Annotated in this window: 12 protein-coding genes; 10 read left to right on the forward strand and 2 right to left on the reverse strand. The window is 68.5% G+C overall.

Annotation, left to right across the window (positions count from 1 at the left end; all coding sequences use genetic code 11):
* Positions 1 to 520 precede the first annotated feature (520 nt).
* The 3 genes from FB475_RS29040 (at position 521) to FB475_RS29050 (ending at position 3,199) form a co-directional block, all read left to right on the forward strand.
* Positions 521 to 1,195 (forward strand): maleate cis-trans isomerase family protein, encoded by a 675-nt coding sequence (locus FB475_RS29040; RefSeq protein ID WP_238332502.1) that lies wholly within the window; start codon positions 521 to 523, stop codon positions 1,193 to 1,195.
* A 513-nt stretch (positions 1,196 to 1,708) separates the two neighbouring features.
* Positions 1,709 to 1,966 (forward strand): hypothetical protein, encoded by a 258-nt coding sequence (locus FB475_RS29045; RefSeq protein ID WP_238332503.1) that lies wholly within the window; start codon positions 1,709 to 1,711, stop codon positions 1,964 to 1,966.
* Between the two features lie 417 nt (positions 1,967 to 2,383).
* On the forward strand, positions 2,384 to 3,199 hold the full coding sequence (locus FB475_RS29050; protein WP_185759489.1) for an ANTAR domain-containing protein: 816 nt from the start codon (positions 2,384 to 2,386) through the stop codon (positions 3,197 to 3,199).
* A 445-nt stretch (positions 3,200 to 3,644) separates the two neighbouring features.
* Here the strand turns inward: FB475_RS29050 and FB475_RS29055 are convergent, their stop codons facing one another.
* On the reverse strand, positions 3,645 to 4,034 hold the full coding sequence (locus FB475_RS29055) for a hypothetical protein (RefSeq protein ID WP_141860324.1): 390 nt from the start codon (positions 4,032 to 4,034) through the stop codon (positions 3,645 to 3,647).
* Positions 4,035 to 4,056: 22 nt separating this feature from the next.
* Here FB475_RS29055 and FB475_RS29060 point away from each other — a divergent pair, with 22 nt between their 5' ends.
* On the forward strand, positions 4,057 to 6,102 hold the full coding sequence (locus tag FB475_RS29060; protein WP_141860326.1) for a sensor histidine kinase: 2,046 nt from the start codon (positions 4,057 to 4,059) through the stop codon (positions 6,100 to 6,102).
* Positions 6,099 to 6,755: a response regulator gene (locus FB475_RS29065; RefSeq protein WP_185759491.1), complete on the forward strand. Its 657-nt coding sequence runs from the start codon at positions 6,099 to 6,101 to the stop codon at positions 6,753 to 6,755. The genes FB475_RS29060 and FB475_RS29065 overlap by 4 nt, the downstream gene beginning before the upstream one ends.
* A gap of 7 nt (positions 6,756 to 6,762) precedes the next feature.
* Here FB475_RS29065 and FB475_RS29070 read toward each other — a convergent pair whose 3' ends face one another.
* Positions 6,763 to 6,942 (reverse strand): hypothetical protein, encoded by a 180-nt coding sequence (locus tag FB475_RS29070; protein WP_141860328.1) that lies wholly within the window; start codon positions 6,940 to 6,942, stop codon positions 6,763 to 6,765.
* A 479-nt stretch (positions 6,943 to 7,421) separates the two neighbouring features.
* Here FB475_RS29070 and FB475_RS29075 point away from each other — a divergent pair, with 479 nt between their 5' ends.
* The 5 genes from FB475_RS29075 to FB475_RS29095 all read left to right on the forward strand — a co-directional run bounded on the left by FB475_RS29075 (position 7,422) and on the right by FB475_RS29095 (position 19,045).
* Positions 7,422 to 7,748: a lysozyme family protein gene (locus FB475_RS29075; RefSeq protein WP_141860330.1), complete on the forward strand. Its 327-nt coding sequence runs from the start codon at positions 7,422 to 7,424 to the stop codon at positions 7,746 to 7,748.
* Positions 7,749 to 7,948: 200 nt separating this feature from the next.
* Positions 7,949 to 13,315 carry an IPT/TIG domain-containing protein gene (locus FB475_RS29080; RefSeq protein WP_141860332.1) on the forward strand — a complete coding sequence of 1,789 codons (5,367 nt, stop codon included), beginning with the start codon at positions 7,949 to 7,951 and terminating at the stop codon, positions 13,313 to 13,315.
* Positions 13,316 to 13,471: 156 nt separating this feature from the next.
* Positions 13,472 to 14,689, forward strand: coding sequence for a multicopper oxidase domain-containing protein (locus FB475_RS29085; protein WP_141860334.1), 1,218 nt, complete (start codon positions 13,472 to 13,474; stop codon positions 14,687 to 14,689).
* A gap of 16 nt (positions 14,690 to 14,705) precedes the next feature.
* Positions 14,706 to 15,998 carry a multicopper oxidase domain-containing protein gene (locus FB475_RS29090; protein WP_141860336.1) on the forward strand — a complete coding sequence of 431 codons (1,293 nt, stop codon included), beginning with the start codon at positions 14,706 to 14,708 and terminating at the stop codon, positions 15,996 to 15,998.
* Between the two features lie 11 nt (positions 15,999 to 16,009).
* Entirely contained in the window at positions 16,010 to 19,045 is a 3,036-nt protein-coding gene (locus FB475_RS29095; RefSeq protein WP_141860338.1) for a multicopper oxidase domain-containing protein, read from the forward strand.
* Positions 19,046 to 19,107: the final 62 nt, after the last annotated feature.

The following is a 19,107-nucleotide window of genomic DNA, read 5'->3' on the forward strand; positions in this document are numbered from 1 at the left end:
TCCGGCCGCGGGGAGACGGCCGACGCGTCCGGCCGCGGGGAGACGGCCGGCGTGCCCCGCCGCGGGGAGACGGCCGGCGTGCCCCGCCGCGGGGAGACGGCCGGCGTGCCCCGCCGCGGGGAGACCACCGGCGTGCCCCGCCGCGGGGAGACCACCGGCGTGCCCCGCCGCGGGGAGACCACCGGCGTGCCCCGCCGCGGGGAGACGGCCGACGCTCCGCGCAGTGAGCCGGTGGAAGAAGGCCGATGCGACGTGGCGACCACCGCTCGCCTGACGGTGACGCGGCGGTCGCGGTGCGGGCAGGACCGGTGATGCTCCTCGGCGCTTGCGCTGTTCGGCGTCGGGCTACTCCTGCTCGGTCGCCGGCTGAGGGTACCGACGCGACGAATCCCGGCGCACACTCAGTTCCAGGGGATAGGGGGAGCTGATGATGTGGGAGTCGGACGGTTGGGACGTTCGAGCCCGGGTCGGGGTCTTGGTGCCGCACGCGGACGTCGGACCCGAGTCGGAGCTTCAGGCGATGGCACCGGAAGGTGTCCGGGTGCACGCGGCGCGGGTGCCGTTCGGGGCGATGGCCATGGGCGGACAGATGGATCCGACGATCCCGCTCGCTCCGGTCCGTGCGTTCGTCGAACCGCCGGCGATCGACGAGGCGACGGCCTTGCTCGCCGCGGCACCGATCGCCGCGATCGGCATCGGCTTCACGAGTTCGTCGTACGTCCTCAGACCGGACGGCGAGCGCGAGGTCGAGGAGCGGCTGGCGAAGCTCACGGGCGGCATCCCGGTAGTGTCGGCCTGCTCGGCGGCCATCGGCGGGTTCAACGCTCTCGGAGTGCACAGGCTGGCCGTGTTCTCTCCGCCGTGGTTCGATGCACAGCTCGACGAATTAGGGGCCGAGTACTTCGAATCGCAAGAACTGGATGTCGTCACCCACGGATCGTGTGAGCTGCCGAGCAACCAGCGCAGCATCAACCCGGCGGAGCTGTTCGCGTGGGTGGCGACCCACACGCCCCCGGACGCGGAGGCGGTCTTCCTCGGCGGGAACGGCTTCCGCGCCGTCGGCGTGATCACCGCACTCGAGGAGCAACTGCGCAAACCGATCGTGACCGCCAACTCGGCGCTACTGTGGGGACTACTGCACGCCGCGGGCACGAATGCGCGACCGAAAGCGTACGGCCAACTCTTCGCAGTGTGAACGCCGCGGCAGGCCGCCGCCAAACGAAGCGAGTCATTCGCCAGATTCATGATGGCGGTACCGGAACGGCGTCGATTTCGCTCGCGGCCAGGTCACCCGGGGCAATCTCCACGGCTGCGCGAACTCCGCACGCCGTGCGTTCATGAGCCTGCACTGGATGCCGGTTCCTGACGTCGACCCCGCTCAGCTGCCCTCGGACGAAGAGATGACGAGCAAGGCCGAGTACGTGCCTTCTGCAACGGGCTGGTGCCGGCGAGCACTGTGGCGCCGTTGAGGCGGACGGTGACCTCGTCGTCGGTGACGTCGTCGACCCGACCCCCAACACGTACTCCCCGTCGCCAGCTCGGAGGCTGGCAGGACGCGCCTGCCGCTGACGATGTCGAGCTCGGCCGCGATGGACTTCGCAGTACTGGGGTGGTCGCCGGTGATCACCTTCAGGGCAACGGCTTTCGAGCGCTGGCCTGGTCTGGCGCGGTTTCCGGCAGGGTACTGGAAAGGTGGAAAGGCGCCGCCATGATCGATCCTCGCGCCGCGGTAACGCAGCAGCCCAGTCCCACTATGGATCCCGCCCTGGTAGCCAGATTGCCCCTGCCCAGTCATGTCACCGTCCGGGTGGACGGTCGCTCGCGGCGCGGATGGCTGATCGGCAGCTCCCACGAACCCACCGGCTGGATCGGACGCGTCCAGTACGACGACGACTGCGGGCAGGAAGTCACCGCGGAGATTCCCGCCGAGCAGATCTCTCCCGCTGGCGCCGGCTGGGTCGATTGACCGTCCGACCCAGATCACTGCGGCAACGTCGTCCACCGCCCAACGAGCATTCCGCCCACCCGATGGCTTCGTACCCCGGTGTGATTAACGGCGCATACCGACTGCACGTCGGTGAGAACGGGTACGACGAGATGCCGGTGACGCGCCGCCCGGTGAAGGCAGATCCATCCAGAGCGGTCGCGCGCGCTGGTTTCTGAACGCGCGCGACCTGGTGGGGCATCGGTTCCGGACCCCAGGCCCCACCTGCCCGAAGGCTCCGCGATATCCGGGCTGGACCGATCGTGGTCGGGTGCCTTTCTGTGCCCACGGCAGCCCTCTGCGTAACACGTGGACTGAGCACGTGCGCGGCAGCAGATCGTGTCAGCTGCCGGCGGAGTACGTGGACTCAGATCCGGGCTAACGATGCATGATGCTGTAGTGACTACGGACATCATGGCGTTGGCGGAAGAGCTGGCTGAGATCAGTCGACTCGTCGAGGGGGACGACGTCGAGACGACGCTGGGCAGGTTCGTCCGGCGACTCGTCGCGACGGTGCCCGACTGTGACGAGGCAGTGATGGTGGTCGGCGACGACAAGTCGTTCGAGCTGGCCACCCGCCACCCGGCTTGCGCAACGCCGACCCAGTCGTCGGCCGAGTCGCTGCCCGAGTCGCTGCCCGAGTCGCTGGCCGAGTCGCCGGCTGCCGACGTGCGACCGACGGAGTTCGACCGCGAGCTGACCCGGCTCGACGGCCCGATGCGGGACGTACTCGTCCATGGTGAGCCGCACAGAATCACCGACACCGATGAGCGTTGGCCGAACTTCACCGCGGCCATGGTCGCGACCGGCCACCGCAGCTGCCTGCTGCTGCCGGTTCGGACCCGCGGCGAAGGCGCTGGTTTCGTCCTACTGTCGACGCAACCAGATGCCTTCGCCGACGCGAGCTACGACGTCGCGCTGTTGTTCGCACTGCATGCCGGAGCCGCGTTCGACAACGTCCAACTCTTCCACGACAGCCGATCACTGATCGATCAACTGTTGGTGGCGTTGGAAACTCGGGCCGTCATAGGTCAGGCCCAAGGCCTGCTCATGCACAGGTACGGTTTGAACAGACAGGTCGCCTTCGAGGTCCTCAAGCGCGGCTCACAGAACAACAACGTGAAACTGAGGGACCTGGCAACCACCCTGGTCCAGGCCCACGAGACAGGCTCGCTCATGAAGACGCTGACCGAACACGGATTAGCGATCGGTTAGCACCCACCCGCACCCACGAGGCTGAGCCAGCGGAGCTAGATGGTCTGCTCGCCGCCGAGATTGCCCCTCAAAACAGAACAACGTCGAGCAGAAGCCCGACGTTGGGGTCAGCTCGTAGGCCGACTCTGTGATGAGTGTCCGAGGAGGAGCACGCACCTTAACCACACGCCTTGACCTCGATCTCGAGCCGCCAGATCGAATCCCGTAGGCGTTATTTGCGCCATCACTGCGCATTGGTCGCGGAGGGGGCAGTTCGTGGTCTGAGCCGGGTCGCCCGCCTGGTGCCGCAAACCGGGCGGGGGAGAAGAGCGCGCGAGCCCTGTGCTAACTCACCCCTGCTTGTAAGCGAGCCCCAGGCCAGCAGGCCCGGGGCTTTTGTTGTCGAAGCGAAGGAGGAGCAGGCTCCCCCGACGAGGGTAGGCACAGACCCATCCCCGGACGAGGGTCAGGGGGTTGCCGGGCGGCTCGCGCAGACGAGAGCGATCGCCGCGAGGACGCCGAAGGGGATGGCCTGGAGCTCCTGGAAGGCGATCAGTTTGTAGAGGGTGAAGTAGATCATCCAGGTGGCGTAGAGGATGACGGCTGGGCGTCCGAGGCGGTGGCCTCGGAGGTGGGCGACGGCTGCCACCAGGCCGATGAGGCTGAGGAACTCGTACGCGACGACGAAGCTCACCGCGATGCCGTTCCAGCCCTCCAGGCCGGTGAAGTAGATCGCGCCGTAGCCGCCGACCGCCGCGATCAGGGCGACCAGGACCGACGCGACGACCGCCGCGGGCCGCCGGCGGACAGTGGTGCGGTGGGTGGTGATAGCAGTGGTGCTGGGTGTGGTTGTCATGGTGTCTCCTCGGTAGAAGTTGATGCGCTCCACCGTCCTGGCCGGGGCGTCCCGGCCGGCAGGGGTGGGGATCACGTTCCGGCTCGGGACTTCTTGTCCCGTGACGGCGGGACGCCTCGGCGGCGATGATTCCTTCATGGGGGTAGTTGCCGGGATACTCGCGGTTCTCGCCGGGCTGTTCGGCGCTGGCGTCCACGCGGTCAATGCCGCCGCGGGCCGCGCGCTGGGTCCGTCGTTCTGGTTGATGGAGCTCGCGGCCGCGCTCGCGTACGGGCTCGCGGCCCTGCTCCTACGATCTGCCCGCCGGATCCAGTTCGTGCTGGGAGCGATTGCGCTCACCCAAGGTCTCGCACTGCTGGGCAGCGAACTGGGGGCGCTCACCAGCAGCAACTGGACGACCTGGTTGGGTGCGTGGCTCTGGGCGCCCGGGTACGTCGCGATCGCCGTACTGCTCCCGTTGCTGCTGCCGGACGGCTACCCGCGGTCCCGGCCCGCGTTCGTGGTGAACGTCGCCGCAGTAGCCGCGATCACGCTCGTCTGGGCGCTCACCCCGTACGACTCCCAAGACTTCCCCGAAGCCCTCCGCGGCGCGACGAACCCCATAGCCGTCGCGGCCGCCGCCGGCCCGACGGCCGGTGCACTCACCGGCGGATTACTTGGCGTCGCCGTCCTGATCGGCCTCGTCTCACTGGTCACCAGATGGCGAGCCGCCGCGGATCTCGAGCGACAGCAGCTCAAATGGGTCCTGGTCGGGTATGCGTGCACGCTCGCCCTGTTCGGTATCGCGAGGCTGCTCCCGGCCGCCACAATCGGCCCGGTCGCGGCGCTCGCGATGCTTCCGCTGCCGATCGCGATCGGGATCGCGGTGCTGCGCTACGGCCTCTGGGATGTGGACGTCGTCATCTCGCGAGCACTGGTGTACGGCGGGCTGTCGTCGCTTGTGATTGCCCTGTACGCCGGCACCGTCTGGCTGGTCGGCGACGGACTCGGCGCCACGACCGGTACGCCGATCCTCGCGACGACCGTGGTCGCGCTGGCCGCACTGCCGCTGCGTTCCTGGCTGCAGCGGCACGCCAATCGCCTGGTGCACGGCGATGCCGAGGAGCCCTACGCCGTACTCACGCGCCTGGGCCGGCGACTGGCGGCGGCCACGACACCCGACGACCTGACCGAACGGGTCCTGCCGTCGGTGGTCGAGCGGGTGGCTCGGTCGCTTCGGGCCGCGCGGGCGACGATCGAGCTGCGGGACGGTTCGGTGACGTCGTACGGCGATGGCTCGGCTGCGGGCACGACCGTCGAGCTGACGTACGCCGGTGAGTCGCTCGGTGAGCTCATGGTCGCGCGGTCGTCGGAGTTCGGGCGGCACGAGCTGCGCGCTCTCGACGAGCTCGCCGCGCAGGCCGCCGTCGCGGCGCACACCGTCCTGCTGGCCCGCGAGGCGCAGCGTGCGCGCGAGGCGGTCGTGGTCGCCAGGGAGGAAGAACGGCGACGGCTCCGCCGCGACCTCCACGACGGCGTGGGGCCGTCGCTGGCCGCTCTCGCGCTGCACGTCGAGACCGCGCGCGACCTGGCGGCGGACGACCCGGAAGCCGCCCGGCAGTTGCTCGATCGCCTGGTACCGCGGCTCAACGCGGCGGTGGCCGACGTCCGGGCGCTGGTGCACGAGTTGCGGCCGCCGATGCTGGACGAGCTCGGGCTGGCTGCGGCGGTCCGCGAGTTGGGGGACCGGTTGTCCACAGGTACGACGAAGGTGAGGGTGAGCGCGGACGAGATCCCCGGACTGCCTGCCGCTGTTGAGGTCGCGGCGTACCACATCGCCGGTGAGGCCACCGGCAACGCGGTCCGGCATGCCGGCGCGGGGACCGTTGCCGTCCGGGTGTGCGACGCTGACGAGTGCGTGCGGGTCGAAGTCGTCGACGACGGTCGCGGGCTGCCCGATCGACCGCGCGCGGGGGTCGGTACGGCGTCGATGCGCGAGCGGGCCGAGGAACTCGGTGGTCAGCTGCGGATCGAATCCGGCCCCTCCGGTACGACGGTGACCGCGCTGCTGCCGAAGGGGGCGCCATGACGGTGCGAGTGCTGGTGGTCGACGACCACCCGCTGTATCGCGAGGGCCTGGTCACCGCGATCTCGACCATGCCGGGCAAGCACGTGGTCGGCGAGGCGGCGGACGGTGAGGAGGCGGTTCGGCTCGTGGACGAACTGGTACCGGACGTCGTGGTGATGGATCTGCACATGCCGGTGCTGAACGGTGTGGAGGCGACCCGGCGGGTGACGCTGGCGCATCCGGACATCGCCGTACTCGTACTGACGATGCTGGAGAACGACGAGTCGGTCTTCGCCGCGGTCCGGGCCGGCGCACGTGGCTATCTGCTGAAGGGAGCCGACCGGGCCGAGATCGGGCGAGCGCTGGACGGGGTGGCACACGGCGAGGCGGTGTTCTCGGCGGCGATCGCCGGTCGTGTGCTGGCGTACTTCGCCGCCGGGCGGCCGGGGCCGGAGATCGCGCCGTTCCCCGAGCTGACCGACCGCGAGCGTGAGGTCCTTGACCTGGTTGCCCGCGGCCTGACGAACGCCGCGATCGCGCGCCAGCTGGTGGTCAGCGACAAGACCGTCCGCAACCACGTCTCGAACATCTTCACCAAACTCCACGTCGCCGGCCGCGCCGAAGCCGTAGCCCGAGCCCGCGACGCCGGCTTCGGAAACCAGGGACTCGGCTGAACGACGCTCAGCCGACGGGCTCGTTGTCGCGCATCCGGAGCAGATACGTCGAGGTGAACAGGGCGCCGTCGGCAACGGCTGGGTGCGGCGTAGTTTCGAGCCGCCAGGCGGTGCGGAGTCCGCGCGCGTTGGCCGACGTACTCGGGACCGATACCGCGGACATGACCAGGTTGATCGACCGGCTCATCGACGTTCGCGCCGTACGCCGGGTGTGGTGCCGGTGACGAGAGCTCGACGTACCGGTGCTTGCGGTAGGCAAGATTCTGGCGGTCCGAGGTCCCCAGTTGTCTCTGGAAGCGCGGAGTGTGGGCGGGCAGCGGAGGCAGTTCCCGGCTGGGGGGAGGACTCCAGTGGTCGTGGATCAGGGGTGGACGCACCCTCGGCAGGCCTCGGACCGGCGCCTGGACGGGGCGCTCACCCATCGGTTGACGACGCTTGTAGCCGCCACCGGGTACGGGAAGTCCACGCTGCTGTCCAGCTGGGCGCGGGCGGTCGGTGGTGCGTCCTATCGCCTCGGACCGGCGGACCGGGATCTCACAAGGTTCGCGGCCGGTGTGCTCGCGGCGTTGCGGCTGCGTGCACCCACCGTTCCCGCCGAGATTCTCTCCGCCGTGGCTGCGCCGCTGCCGACGAGATCCGATCAGGGACCGAGGGTGGGGAGACAACATGCGCAAGGCAAGCCTGGTAGTGGCAGCCACTGCGGCCATCGTGCTCGGTGGCGCAGGGCTGGCGTACGCGGCGATCCCTGACAGCGGCGGGGTCATCCATGCTTGCTACGGCAAGACGGGCGGAACGTTGCGAGTGTCCGACACCGGCACGTGCAGGTCGACCGAGGTCTCACTGAGCTGGAACACGGCAGGCCCGGCCGCGGTGTGGTCTGGGCTGTGCTGGTCGCCGGCGGAGGCTACCTGGCGGGAGCGTCGTACCGCGCTCTCGAGCAGCGGCTGGGTCTCGTCAGCGGCCTGCTACTCGCAACCTTGCTCACGGCTGTGATCGTGGCGCTGGTCGTCCGTCGTCGCCGGCGTTTCCGTTGAGAGGCATATGACAGCCGGATGGTGCGCGGCCGTCGTCGGACGGGTGCGTGGATGAGAAGCAGATGAGAAGTCTGTCATCCGGAACCGGCGCTGGTGTCCCTGCTCCACTGTTGCGCTGATGGCGTGGCGCCCAATCGGCGCGCGAGTGGGGGAGGGATCGTGACACAGCAGTGGAGATCCATGCCGCGGCGATGGCTGCGGGTGGTGGTCGCGCTCGGTCTGATCGCGGCGTTGATGTCAGCGGGGCAAGTGGGGCGGAACGCGGCGCCGGCGATGGCTGCGGGACCGGGGAGCCTGACGCTGCACGTTGCCAGCGCGCGATCGGTCAACTCGGGTCCCGGATTCGTGCACGAGAACGATCCGGTAGCGCATTACAAGTGGTTGATCAACGTCGACGACACCGGTGATCCGGGGACTCGTACGAACCAGTTGATCGACCGCTGCCTGCCGGCGACGGCCCAGGGCGGTTCCTCCAACCCGGACTACGCCGACACGTGTCCGTGGCCGTCGACCCGGCCGACGTCCGGCTTTGCGCCGATCGTTGCGCAGGGCACGGAGGCGGACCTGAACGACAGTACGGCGCTCGGCAACCTGCCGGCCGGCAAGTACCTGATCTCGGTGACCGCCGACGGCTTCAAGATCGACGGGCAGCACTTCACCATCGGCTCCGGTGCGACCACACACGCGGTTGTCCGGATGAACCCGACCCCGCTGCCGCTGACGACGTTGCGGTTGCAGGTCTTCAACGACAACATCCCGGTCGACGGTACCTACGAGGCCGACGCTGAGCAGGGTCTCGCAGGCTTCACAGCGTCCCTCACCGACGTACTTGGCCTGGTCAGCACCGACTACTACGGCAACGCGCTGTGCACCGTCTACAAGCACGCGAACGCCAATGGGACCGGCCCGATGTTGTTCGACGACAACAACCGGCCGATCGTCGACACCGCCCGTTCGACGGGACAGTGTGTGAGCGACGCGACCGGTGCGATCGTGATCCCGAACCTGGGCCCGAACCGGTACGCAGCCACGGTGTCACCACCCGCGGGGCAGACCGGGCAATGGGTGCAGACGACCACCCTCGAGGGCGGCCACGACCACGACATCTGGCAGCAGGAGGGCGAGACCGGGTACGACACCGAGCAGATCCGCGGCGCCGAACTCGTATCGGCCGTGCAGTTCGGATTCGTCCGGACCAAGGCGCTGACCCCGCCTGCAGGTACGGCGCCGACCGGTGAGGTCAAGGGCGTCGTGATCGCCGGCCTGCCGTACATCGGCGGACAGAACGGGCAGGTCGTGCCGGAGACCGGCTTCGCGGGCGCGAAGTCCGACGGCCCGATCCCGTACCCGTGGGTCGCCCTGTCCGACCTGGACGCCGGCGACGCGGCGGTGTACGTCGGCCGTGGCGCGGCGGACGGCAGCTTCGACATCACCGGTGTGCCGGACGGCACGTACCAGCTCACCCTCTGGGACGACGACCAGGACTACATCCTGTGGAGCTTCAACGTCGAGGTCCACAACGGCGATGTGGCCGATGTCGGCAACAAGATGCTCGTCGGCTGGTTCACCCACATCAACGGCAGTGTCTTCATCGATGCCAACGGCAATGGCAAGCGGGACACCGGCGAGCGCGCCGTACCCAGCTTCGCGCTGACCGTCCGTGAGCGGGACAACTCGCTGATGGATCAGTCCACGAACACGACGGTGACGGACTCGGCCGGCAACTACGACATCAAGGAGACGTACCCGCTCGGCAAGTGGCTGGTCCTGGAGGGGTTCAACACCCGGTACAAGACCACCGGAATCACCTACCAGGCAGCCAACGAGACCAAGCCGACGACGCAGCTCGGCAGCCTGGTCGACATCAACTTCCTGCCGATCATCGGATTGCGCGGGCGGATCGACTGGGGTGTCCAGCCGTACGACCCCGGAACGAACGGCGGCATCGTCGGCACCGTCACCTACGACACGACCCGCAACGAGCTCGACCCGGCGATGGCGGCCACCGAGCCTTACCAGCCCGGTATCCCGGGGATTCCGGTCCACCTCTACCTGCCGAAGGCCTGCACGGACACGACACCGGCAGAGCTGTGCCGGCAGGGTTACCAGACCGAGCCGAAGCAGGTTCCGGACGGCAACGGCGGGATGGTGGACAACCCGAAGTACGGCGCGTTCGTGAAGGGCCCCGAGGTCCAGGAGGCCTACACGTCCGAGGAGTGGGCACCACCCCGCGGCTGTACGGCGCGTACCTACAACGGCCAGCCGCTCACCGATCAGCAAGCGCTGCCGGCGTTCGGGACGGCCGAGAACAGGCTGTGCGTCGAGGCCCCGATGATGGGTGTCGCGGTCGGCGCGAGCGACAGCGCCGGCGGCAGCCAGACAGTGAACGGCAACTACGGCTTCGCCACCTCGAACATCAACCTCTACCCGCCGACGGACACGGTGCACAACCCCGACGGGCTGGCGCTGTACGCACCGCTGCCCGCCGGACAGCAACAGGATCTTCCGGCACGTGACTACATCGTGTCGGTGGACATCCCGAACGACCCGGTCGACGGCAAGCCGATGTACAAGGTGACCCGCGAAGAAGATGTCAACGTCTTCGACGGGGATACCTACCTGCCGCAGGAGAACTATCCACCGGCGACCCCGGCAGCGGCCAACGACCCGGCCGGACCGCCGGACGCGACGCCGACGCCACCCGCTCAGCCGCCGTCACAGCAGGCCGGCATCGTCTCGCCGTGCGCCGGGCCGCTGCACACCGTGAACGTGACCGACCAGGCTTTCAACGCCGGCGGCGGCAGCCCGTTCCAGGGCTACGAGCGCCCGTCCTGCGCCGACAAGCTGATCGGTCTGCGGGCGAACCAGGCAACCGCACCCAACTTCAACCTGTTCACCGACGTCCCGATCCCGACGCACTTCTGGGGCCTGACGCTGAACGATCTCGGGCTGACGCTGGACAAGCGCAGCGTCAATTACGGCGAGGCGCAGGGCCTGCCGTTCGTCCCGGTCGGCCTCTACGACTGGTCCGGACGCCTGGTCGACACCGTGCACACCGACTTCAACGGGCTCTACGAGGCGCTCGAGCCGTCCACCAGCACCTACAACTGTCCGCTGCCGGCCGGCCCGTGCCCGAACATGTACAGGTTCGTCGGCAACGACCCGGGGCAACCCGGCGCGCTGAATCCGGACTACAACTCGCGGTTCAGAACGATCGCGACGAACTTCCAGGCCTGGCCGGGGCTCTATACCGTGACGGACACGGCACCGACCCAGGTCGCTGCGACCGTCCTTGCGCCGGATACCACGACGGTCAATCCGACGATGTGCGATCTCGGGACGTCGGTGCCGCAACTGCTGGCCGTCGACCGGCCGTACGTGCGCCGCAGTGACACGAACCGGACGGTCACCGTGACCGGCTTCGGATTCGGCGCTGCCGGTGGTCCGGACCGGGTGACCCTCAACGGCACGGCGATGTCCGTGACGAGCTGGAGCGACACGAAGATCACCCTCACCGTGCCGGTGGGCTTCGCAACGGGTCCCGCGGTTCTCGAGATCACCGGCCACAACGGCAGGAAGAGCGTGAACGGCCTCACCCTGCAGGTTCTGGGTCTGAGCGTCCCGCTCCTGGCGGGCATGTCCGCGGCCAACCCGCTGATCGCCGAGGTCGGGCCGACCAAGCAGTACAAGACGGTCCAGGCAGCGCTCGAGGCGGCAACGCCGACGCGGCTGCGGCCGTACTGGCTGGTGGTGGTCTGGCCGAACGCGCAGACCACCGCGAATCCGCACGGCGACTACAACGAGAACCTGATCGTCCACCACCAGGTCCGCATCCAGGGCGTCGGCCCGGGTGGCTTCGATGCGGCCGGCACCTGGGTACCCGGCTCGATCCTCGACGGTTCCGGCTTCAACCTCGACAACCCGAACGGGACGGCGTGGATCAACCTGCTGAGCAGCCTGCGGTACTCGGGCGACCCGGCGGTGCCGGATTCGGCGGTCGTCACCGTGCTCGACGACCCGGCACGCTCGGGCTTCGTGCCGAGCAGCTGGCCGGTCACGCTCGACGGGTTGAGCATCACCGGAGGCGCGCAAGCCGATATCCCCGGCAACGTGAACGTGCTGACCGGCGCGATCAGCACGCCGTACGGCGCAGCCGGCGCACTCGTCACGCAGGGCGGCGGCATCTATGTTCACGCCAACGTCCGCGGCCTCCAGGTCACCGACGACGTGATCCACGGCAACGGCGGCTCGTACGGCGGTGGGATCCGGATCGGTACGCCGTACGTCGGTGACAACCGCAACTACGACCCGGTGATCGCACGCAACCAGATCCGCGACAACGGCGGCACGAACCTTGCCGGCGGCATCGGATTGTTCACCGGCAGCGATGGCTACCGGGTCGAGAACAACGCACTCTGCGGCAACTTCTCCGCCGAGTACGGCGGGGCGATGACCGCCTTCGGGTACATGGCCAATCCGGGCGGCAGCACCGGCGGCCGGGTCACCGGCAACCGGATCTGGTTCAACGCCTCGTACGACGAAGGCGGCGGAGTCATGGTCGCGGGTGAACTACCGGCGACACCGACGGCGCTGTCTCCGGGTACCGGACCGGTCACGATCGACAGCAACGTCATCGCGGCGAACCTGGCCAACGACGACGGCGGCGGGATCCGGTTGCTGCAGGTCAGCGGATCGCACATCTCCCGGTCCGATCCGCAGACGGTCACGATCACGAACAACACGATCGCCGACAACGTCTCCGCGCACGAGGGCGGCGGCCTGGCCCTGGACGACGCGGTGTTCGTCAACATCGTGAACAACACGATCACGAAGAACCTGACCACGGCTTCAGCGGTGACGAGCAACGGCCAACCGGCCCCGGCCGGGCTGTCGAGCGCGGCGAACAGCGACCCGCTGCAGGCCCGGTTGCGTACAGCGTCGCTGTTCTCCGGATCGGCAACACTGGCGGCGACGACGTACAGCAAGCCGACACTGTTGAACAACGTGTTCTGGGACAACCGGGCCGGTTCGTTCTCAGGCGGTTACGTCTACGGCATCGGCGGGCAGTTGCCCGACGGTACGGCGAACTCCGTGAACAACTGGGACATGGGCGTGGCCGACGTACCGGACGCCCTGCTGACACCGACCCACTCGGTGCTGCAGGACACCACCGGGACGGCGCCGGATCCGACCAACTCGTCGGTGGATCCGCGGTTCGTGTCGCCGTACGAGGTGTCGGTGAACATCCTGGCCGTCCGGTCCTACCCGGCCTTCCGGGAAGCGGCCATCGTCGCTCAGTTGCTGCCTCCGGAGCTGGCAGGTGACTACCACCTGGCGACGACTGCGCCGGCGTCGTCCGCGCGGGGTCTGGGCGCGGCGAACACGATCGTCCGTTGGGGGACCGGAACGACCGCGTTCAGCTACACCGTGGCCGCGCCGAGTCCGGACATCGACGGCCAGCCCCGGCCGACCGTGACCGGATTCGTGCGGCGCTACGACGCCGGTTCGGACCAGATGACGCCGTGAGCCGTGTGGCCCGCCGTACCCCTCCGGCGGGCCACACCTTCTCCGCCCCCCGTCCAGCACCTGGACCAGTAACTGCACCAGCAACGGGAGACACCAGTGACCGAAAACTCCGTGTCGCGTGGACCCACGCGGCGTTCTTTCCTTACCGGTACCGCGGTGGCAGCGGGCGCTGCGCTCGGTGGCCGGCTTCTCACCACCAGCACAGTGATGGCGGCGCCCGGCCGGACTGCGGCCGTCGCGAAGTCCTCGGCGGCCGCCACCCATCCGGTGAAACAGGTTCACCTGGCCGGGACCGACGGCTGGGTGGGCATGCCCGGCGACGCTCCGCCGGACCCGCCGTTCTTCCCCGACCCGCTCGCGCCGAGTCCGTTCAACACGTACGTGTTCGGCTTCCGCGACGTGACCGGCATGACCTCCAACCTGGTCGCCGCACAGCGTGGCAAGGCGCAGATCAGCGCGCCGATGATGGCGTTCGACGAAGAGGACGACATCTACCTGACGCTGACCAACCTCGGGCTGGCGCAACGGCCGGACCTGTTCGACGGGCACACCCTGCACTGGCACGGATTCGTCAACGCGATCCCGCTGTTCGACGGCGTGCCGGAGCTGTCGCTCGCGGTGCCGATCGGCCGGGACCTGACCTACTTCTACCGTCCGCACGACGCGGGCACGTACATGTACCACTGTCACTTCGAGGACGTCGAGCACGTCCAGATGGGCATGACCGGCATGGTGTTCGTCCGCCCGGCCCAGAACCGTACGCCGTTGCACCCGGGCGAGCGGTACGCGTACAACGACGGCGACGGGTCGACGGCGTACGACCGGGAGTTCGCGTTCATGATCACCGAGCTGTGGTCGGCGGCGCACTACCGGGACGCGCACATCCAGGTGAACGACTGGACCGACTACGACCCGAGCTTCTGGCTGCTCAACGGCCGCGCGTATCCCGACACGACCGCTCCGAACGGCGATCCGCTGAGCACTGCGGCCGGCCGGTTGCAGTACCAGCCGATCTCGTCGCTGATCCGCTGCAACGCCGGCGATCGGGTTCTGCTGCGGATGTCGAACCTCGGTTACCAGAACCACGTGATGACGGTCGACAACATCGACCTGACTGTCGTCGCCAAGGACGCCGCGTTGCTGAAGGGCCGCGACGGGACGACGAACTACCTGACCTCGAACGCGGTCGAGGTCGGACCGGGGGAGAGCCGCGACGCCATCTTCGTGGCGCCCGGACCTGGGGAGTACCTGCTGTACGACCGCAAGTACTCCTACCTGGACAACGGCGGCGGTGCCGGGTACGGCGGCATGATGACGAAGATCGTCGTCGGCGCGCCCGGTACCTATCCCGCGCAGACCGCGGCGAACGCGTGACGGGGGCGATGATCCGATGAAACGACTCACGATCCAGCGCGCACTGGCGCTGACGGCCGCCGCGCTGTTGGTGGCGACGCCGGTCCTGGTTCGCACCCAGGCCTCGGCGGCCGCGGAGATGTCCGAAGGGGTGCTCTGCGACACCGATCCGAACCAGACGTTCTCGCTGACCGCGCGCGACGGCTACATTTCCACACCCGACGGCAACTCGATCTACATGTGGAGCTACAGCAACAGCAAGCGCGGCTTCCAGCTGCCCGGCCCGACACTGTGTGTGGAGTCCGGCCGGCAGGTCACCGTGATCCTGCACAACTCGTTGCCGGAAGCAACTTCGATCGTCTTCCCCGGCCAACAGGGCGTGAAGGCGAACGGCAACCCGGCACAGCCGCAGTTCGACTCCGGCGGGTCACTGACTTCACTCGTCCAGACCGCCGCCGCGACGGACGGCTCTGTCACCTACACCTTCACGGCGGGTAGCCCTGGCAGCTACCTCTACGAGACCGGGACAGACGTCGACAAACAGCTCCAGATGGGACTGTACGGCGCTCTCGTCGTCCGGCCGGCCGGTCATCCGAACCAGGTGAACGACCGTGCCGACTCGGCGTTCGCGAACGGCAAGGAGTACGTGTACCTGCTGTCCGAGGTCGACCCCGATGTCCACCTCGCGGTCGAGCGTAACCAGCCCGTCGACGTCAACGCGTCCAAGTCGCGGTACTTCATGATCAACGGCCGCAGCATGCCGGACACCCTGGCGCCCAACAACGCGCCTTGGCTGCCTGGTCAGCCGTACGGCGCTCTGGTGCACATCAAGCCATACGACGCGGTGACCAATCCGCTTCCGGCGACCATCCACTACCTCAACGCCGGCAGTGTGAACTACCCGTTCCATCCGCATGGTAGCGACGAGCGGGTGATCAACCGGGACGGCCATGCGCTGCAGGGCGGGTCCGGCGAGGATCTGTCGTACCTGAAGTACGACCTCGACGTGGGACCGGGGCAGACCCTCGACGTGCTGATGGACTGGCGTGACGTCGAGCACTGGAACGCGACGACCAACCCGATCCCGACCCAGCTCCCGGCGATCACCGATCAACTGCTGGTCGGATCGGACACGTGGTTCTCGGAGAGCGGTTATCTCGGCACGAAGAACGCGGTGCCGTCGAACCTGACGCAGAACAACGAGTGCGGCGAGTACTACCACATCGCGCACAGCCACGCGCTCGAGCAGGCGACCAACTACGGGGCAGCCTTCGGCGGCATGATGACGGTCTTCCGCATCGATCCGCCCGCCGGCTGTGTGAGCCAGTGAGGACACCGACGATGACGAACAGACTTCGGGTCACCATCGTGGGCATCGCGACCACGGCACTGGCCGCCGCATTGCTCGCACCCGTACAAGCCACCGCGGCGCAGGCCGTCCCGGCCGCACCCGCCCGCGCATCGGTTGCCGTCGGCAAGCTGACCCCTCGGGGCTGCACCTTCGGCACCGGCACGGCCGCATGTGACCTGTACGCGATGTCCGGTACGACGACGCTGCTCGGCACCGCCGTACCGATCTGGGGCTTCTCCTCGACCGGAGCGGCCGGTACGGCGACCGCACCCGGACCCGTGCTGGTGGTCCACCAGGGCGACGCAGTGACCGTCACCTTGCACAACCAGGTCGCCGGTCAGACCGTCGCGCTGGCGTTCCCGGGACAACCGATGCCGGCCGGCGGTGAGGACACCACCGGCATCGCATCGGGGACCCGCACCTATACCTTCACCGCGTCCCGGGCCGGGACGTTCCTCTACGAGGCGGGCCACACCCCGGCAGGCGCCCGGCAGGTCGCGATGGGGTTGGCCGGCGCCTTCGTCGTCCTCCCGTCCGACGGTACGGCGTACGGCGCGCAACCGGCCGGCTATCCGGCCACGACGTACGATGACGATGCGGTCGTCGTGCTGAGCGAGGTCGATCCGGCGTTCAACGCGAACCCGGCCGGGTTCGACCTGCGGTCGTTCGCGCCGAAGTACCGGCTGATCAACGGCAAGCCGTTCCCGGCCACCGATCCGATCGCGACCGATCAGGGACACAAGGTCCTGCTGCGCTACGTCAACGCCGGCTCGGTCACGCATCCGATGACCGTGCTCGGCGGTCTGCAGACCGAGGTGGCCCAGGGCGGGCATCCGCTGCACTATGCAGCCACGGTCGCGGCGGAGAGCGTGGATCCGGGGCAGACGCTGGACACGCTGGTGACGATGCCTACCGGGCCGGAAGCGAAACTGGCGCTCTACGAGCCCGCGCGGCACCTCGACAACAACGGTCAGCACACCGCCGATCCGGCGCAGTTCGCGTTCGGTGGCATGCTGACCTTCCTCGACACGAACGCACCGCCGCCGAGCACCGACGGCGTCGGACCGGTCGCGACCCACGTCCGGCTGGCTCCGAACCCGGCAACTGGCCAGGCCCCGGTGACGGTGACGGCCGACCTGAGTGACGCGACGACCGGTGGTTCGGTGGTGTCCCAGGCCGAGTTCGTCATCGACGACGCGGTCACGGTCGGGCCCGGGTTCGGTACGCCGATGAGCCTGCCGGGCACTGGTGTCAGCATCACTGGAGCGACCGGGACGATCAGCACCGCGGTCCTCGGTGCATTGGACGCCGGGCGCCATACCGTGTTCGTCCGGGCGCTCGATGCGGCAGGCAACTGGGGTGTCGTCGGTTCGGCGATCCTGAACCTGCCGAAGACGGGCCCGCAGACGATCAACGGGTCGATCGCCGACGTACCGGCCAACGGTGCCGTGGCCGTCAGCGTGTCCGCGACCGGCGACGACTCCGACGCGGGTGGTCTGATCACCGCGGCTGAGTACTTCGTCGACACTGCGGGGACGGACGGCACCGGGACACCGATGACTCTGAACCGGACCGCGACTGTGGTCTCGGAGGACGCCGATCTGGCGCCGGCCCTGCTGCAGGGCCTGACCGAGGGCACGCATCACGTGCTCGTTCACAGCAAGGACTCGCTGGGTCTGTGGGGTCCGGTCCTGGACATCGCGCTGCCGATCGACGTCACCGGTCCGGCGGTCGATGCCGCCGCGGTCGGGCCGAACCCGAGCAACGGGGTCCTGGCCGACAAGAGCCATCCGGGCAACCTGCTGGTCTCGGCCGAGATCACCGACAAGGATGCGGGCGGCGCGTTGCAGAGTCTGCTCGTGGACGCCGAGGCATTCCTCGACCCGACCGTTCCGAACCCGTCCGGCGGGACCGGCCTGCAGTTGCTGCCGGTGGACGGGAAGCTCGATTCGACCGGCGAGGCGTTCTACGGCCTGATCCCACTCACCCAGGTCAAGGCCCTTGCCGATGGCACCCATCATGTCTACGTCCGCGGCCAGGACGCGGCCGGCAACTGGGGTCCGCTGTTCGCGGTGAACCTGGTGGTCGACAAGACCGCTCCAGTGCTGGGTGCCTTGACGGCCGCACCGAACCCGACCAACGGCGCGGAGAACCTCACGTTGACCGCACCGGTGACCGACGCCTCGCTGATCGCGAAGGCGGAGTACTGGCTGGGCACGACCGATCCGGGCGTCGGCAAGGGCATCTCGGTGCCGGTCAGTGTGGTGGCCGGCAAGGTCCAGGTGACGGTTCCGCTGACCTCCGTGCCGCCGGGGAACCAGGTGTTCAACCTTCGGGTGCAGGACCTGGCCGGCAACTGGAGCAAGGCGGTGAACACGACCGTCTCGGTGCAGCGTCCGAACCGGATCTTCTCCGACGACTTCGAGTCGGGCGGTTTCGGGTTCTGGAGCGGAACCACCGGCGGCGTGGCCAACACGACGACAGCGGCGAGGCCTGGTGCGCTGGAGCCGGGCAGCCTGCGAGGCCTGCAGGTGACCTTGCCGGGGGCTGGCTACCTGACGGACAACACTCCGGCGGCGGAGACCTCGTACCACGCGAGGTTCGTCTTCAACCGGAACACGTTGACCTCCGGTACGAACGCGAACACGGCGTTGAGCCTGCTGCAGACCAGGACGGCTGCGAACGGCCAGGTGTTCTCGCTCGAGTACCGCTACGCCTCGGGTTCGGCGCAGGTGCGGACGGTTCTCGACCGTAGCGGGGCCGGGGCACTCACCGGCGCATGGGTGACGCTCACGCCGGGGAACCACACGCTGCAGGTCGACTGGACGTCCGGTCCGGCGACGGGTGGTTCGGCCGGTTCGCTGCGGCTGCTGGTCGACGGAGTGAGCCGTTCACTGCAGACCGGGAACACCAGCACATTGCGGATCGAGACGGCCTGGCTCGGGGTCTCGGCCGGCCTGAGTACGAGTTCGGCCGGTCAGGCGTACTTCGACACCTTCAACTCGACCAGGTACACGATGCCGTAGCAGCGTGCGGCCGGGGCTCCTCCCACCGGAGTCCCGGCCGCACCCGTGGGGGAGGGGAATCA

The sequence above is a fragment of the Kribbella jejuensis genome, assembly GCF_006715085.1.
In the GTDB taxonomy this organism is placed as follows: Bacteria; Actinomycetota; Actinomycetes; order Propionibacteriales; family Kribbellaceae; genus Kribbella; species Kribbella jejuensis.

Bases quoted from the DNA above. Each gene is read 5' to 3' on its own strand.
- FB475_RS29040 (WP_238332502.1), top strand. From the start codon at position 521: ATGGCACCGGAAGGTGTCCGGGTGCACGCGGCGCGGGTGCCGTTCGGG.
- FB475_RS29055 (WP_141860324.1), bottom strand. From the start codon at position 4,034: ATGACAACCACACCCAGCACCACTGCTATCACCACCCACCGCACCACT.
- FB475_RS29075 (WP_141860330.1), top strand. From the start codon at position 7,422: ATGCGCAAGGCAAGCCTGGTAGTGGCAGCCACTGCGGCCATCGTGCTC.
- FB475_RS29065 (WP_185759491.1), top strand. From the start codon at position 6,099: ATGACGGTGCGAGTGCTGGTGGTCGACGACCACCCGCTGTATCGCGAG.
- FB475_RS29045 (WP_238332503.1), top strand. From the start codon at position 1,709: ATGATCGATCCTCGCGCCGCGGTAACGCAGCAGCCCAGTCCCACTATG.
- FB475_RS29095 (WP_141860338.1), top strand. From the start codon at position 16,010: ATGACGAACAGACTTCGGGTCACCATCGTGGGCATCGCGACCACGGCA.
- FB475_RS29060 (WP_141860326.1), top strand. From the start codon at position 4,057: ATGCGCTCCACCGTCCTGGCCGGGGCGTCCCGGCCGGCAGGGGTGGGG.
- FB475_RS29090 (WP_141860336.1), top strand. From the start codon at position 14,706: ATGAAACGACTCACGATCCAGCGCGCACTGGCGCTGACGGCCGCCGCG.
- FB475_RS29070 (WP_141860328.1), bottom strand. From the start codon at position 6,942: ATGAGCCGGTCGATCAACCTGGTCATGTCCGCGGTATCGGTCCCGAGT.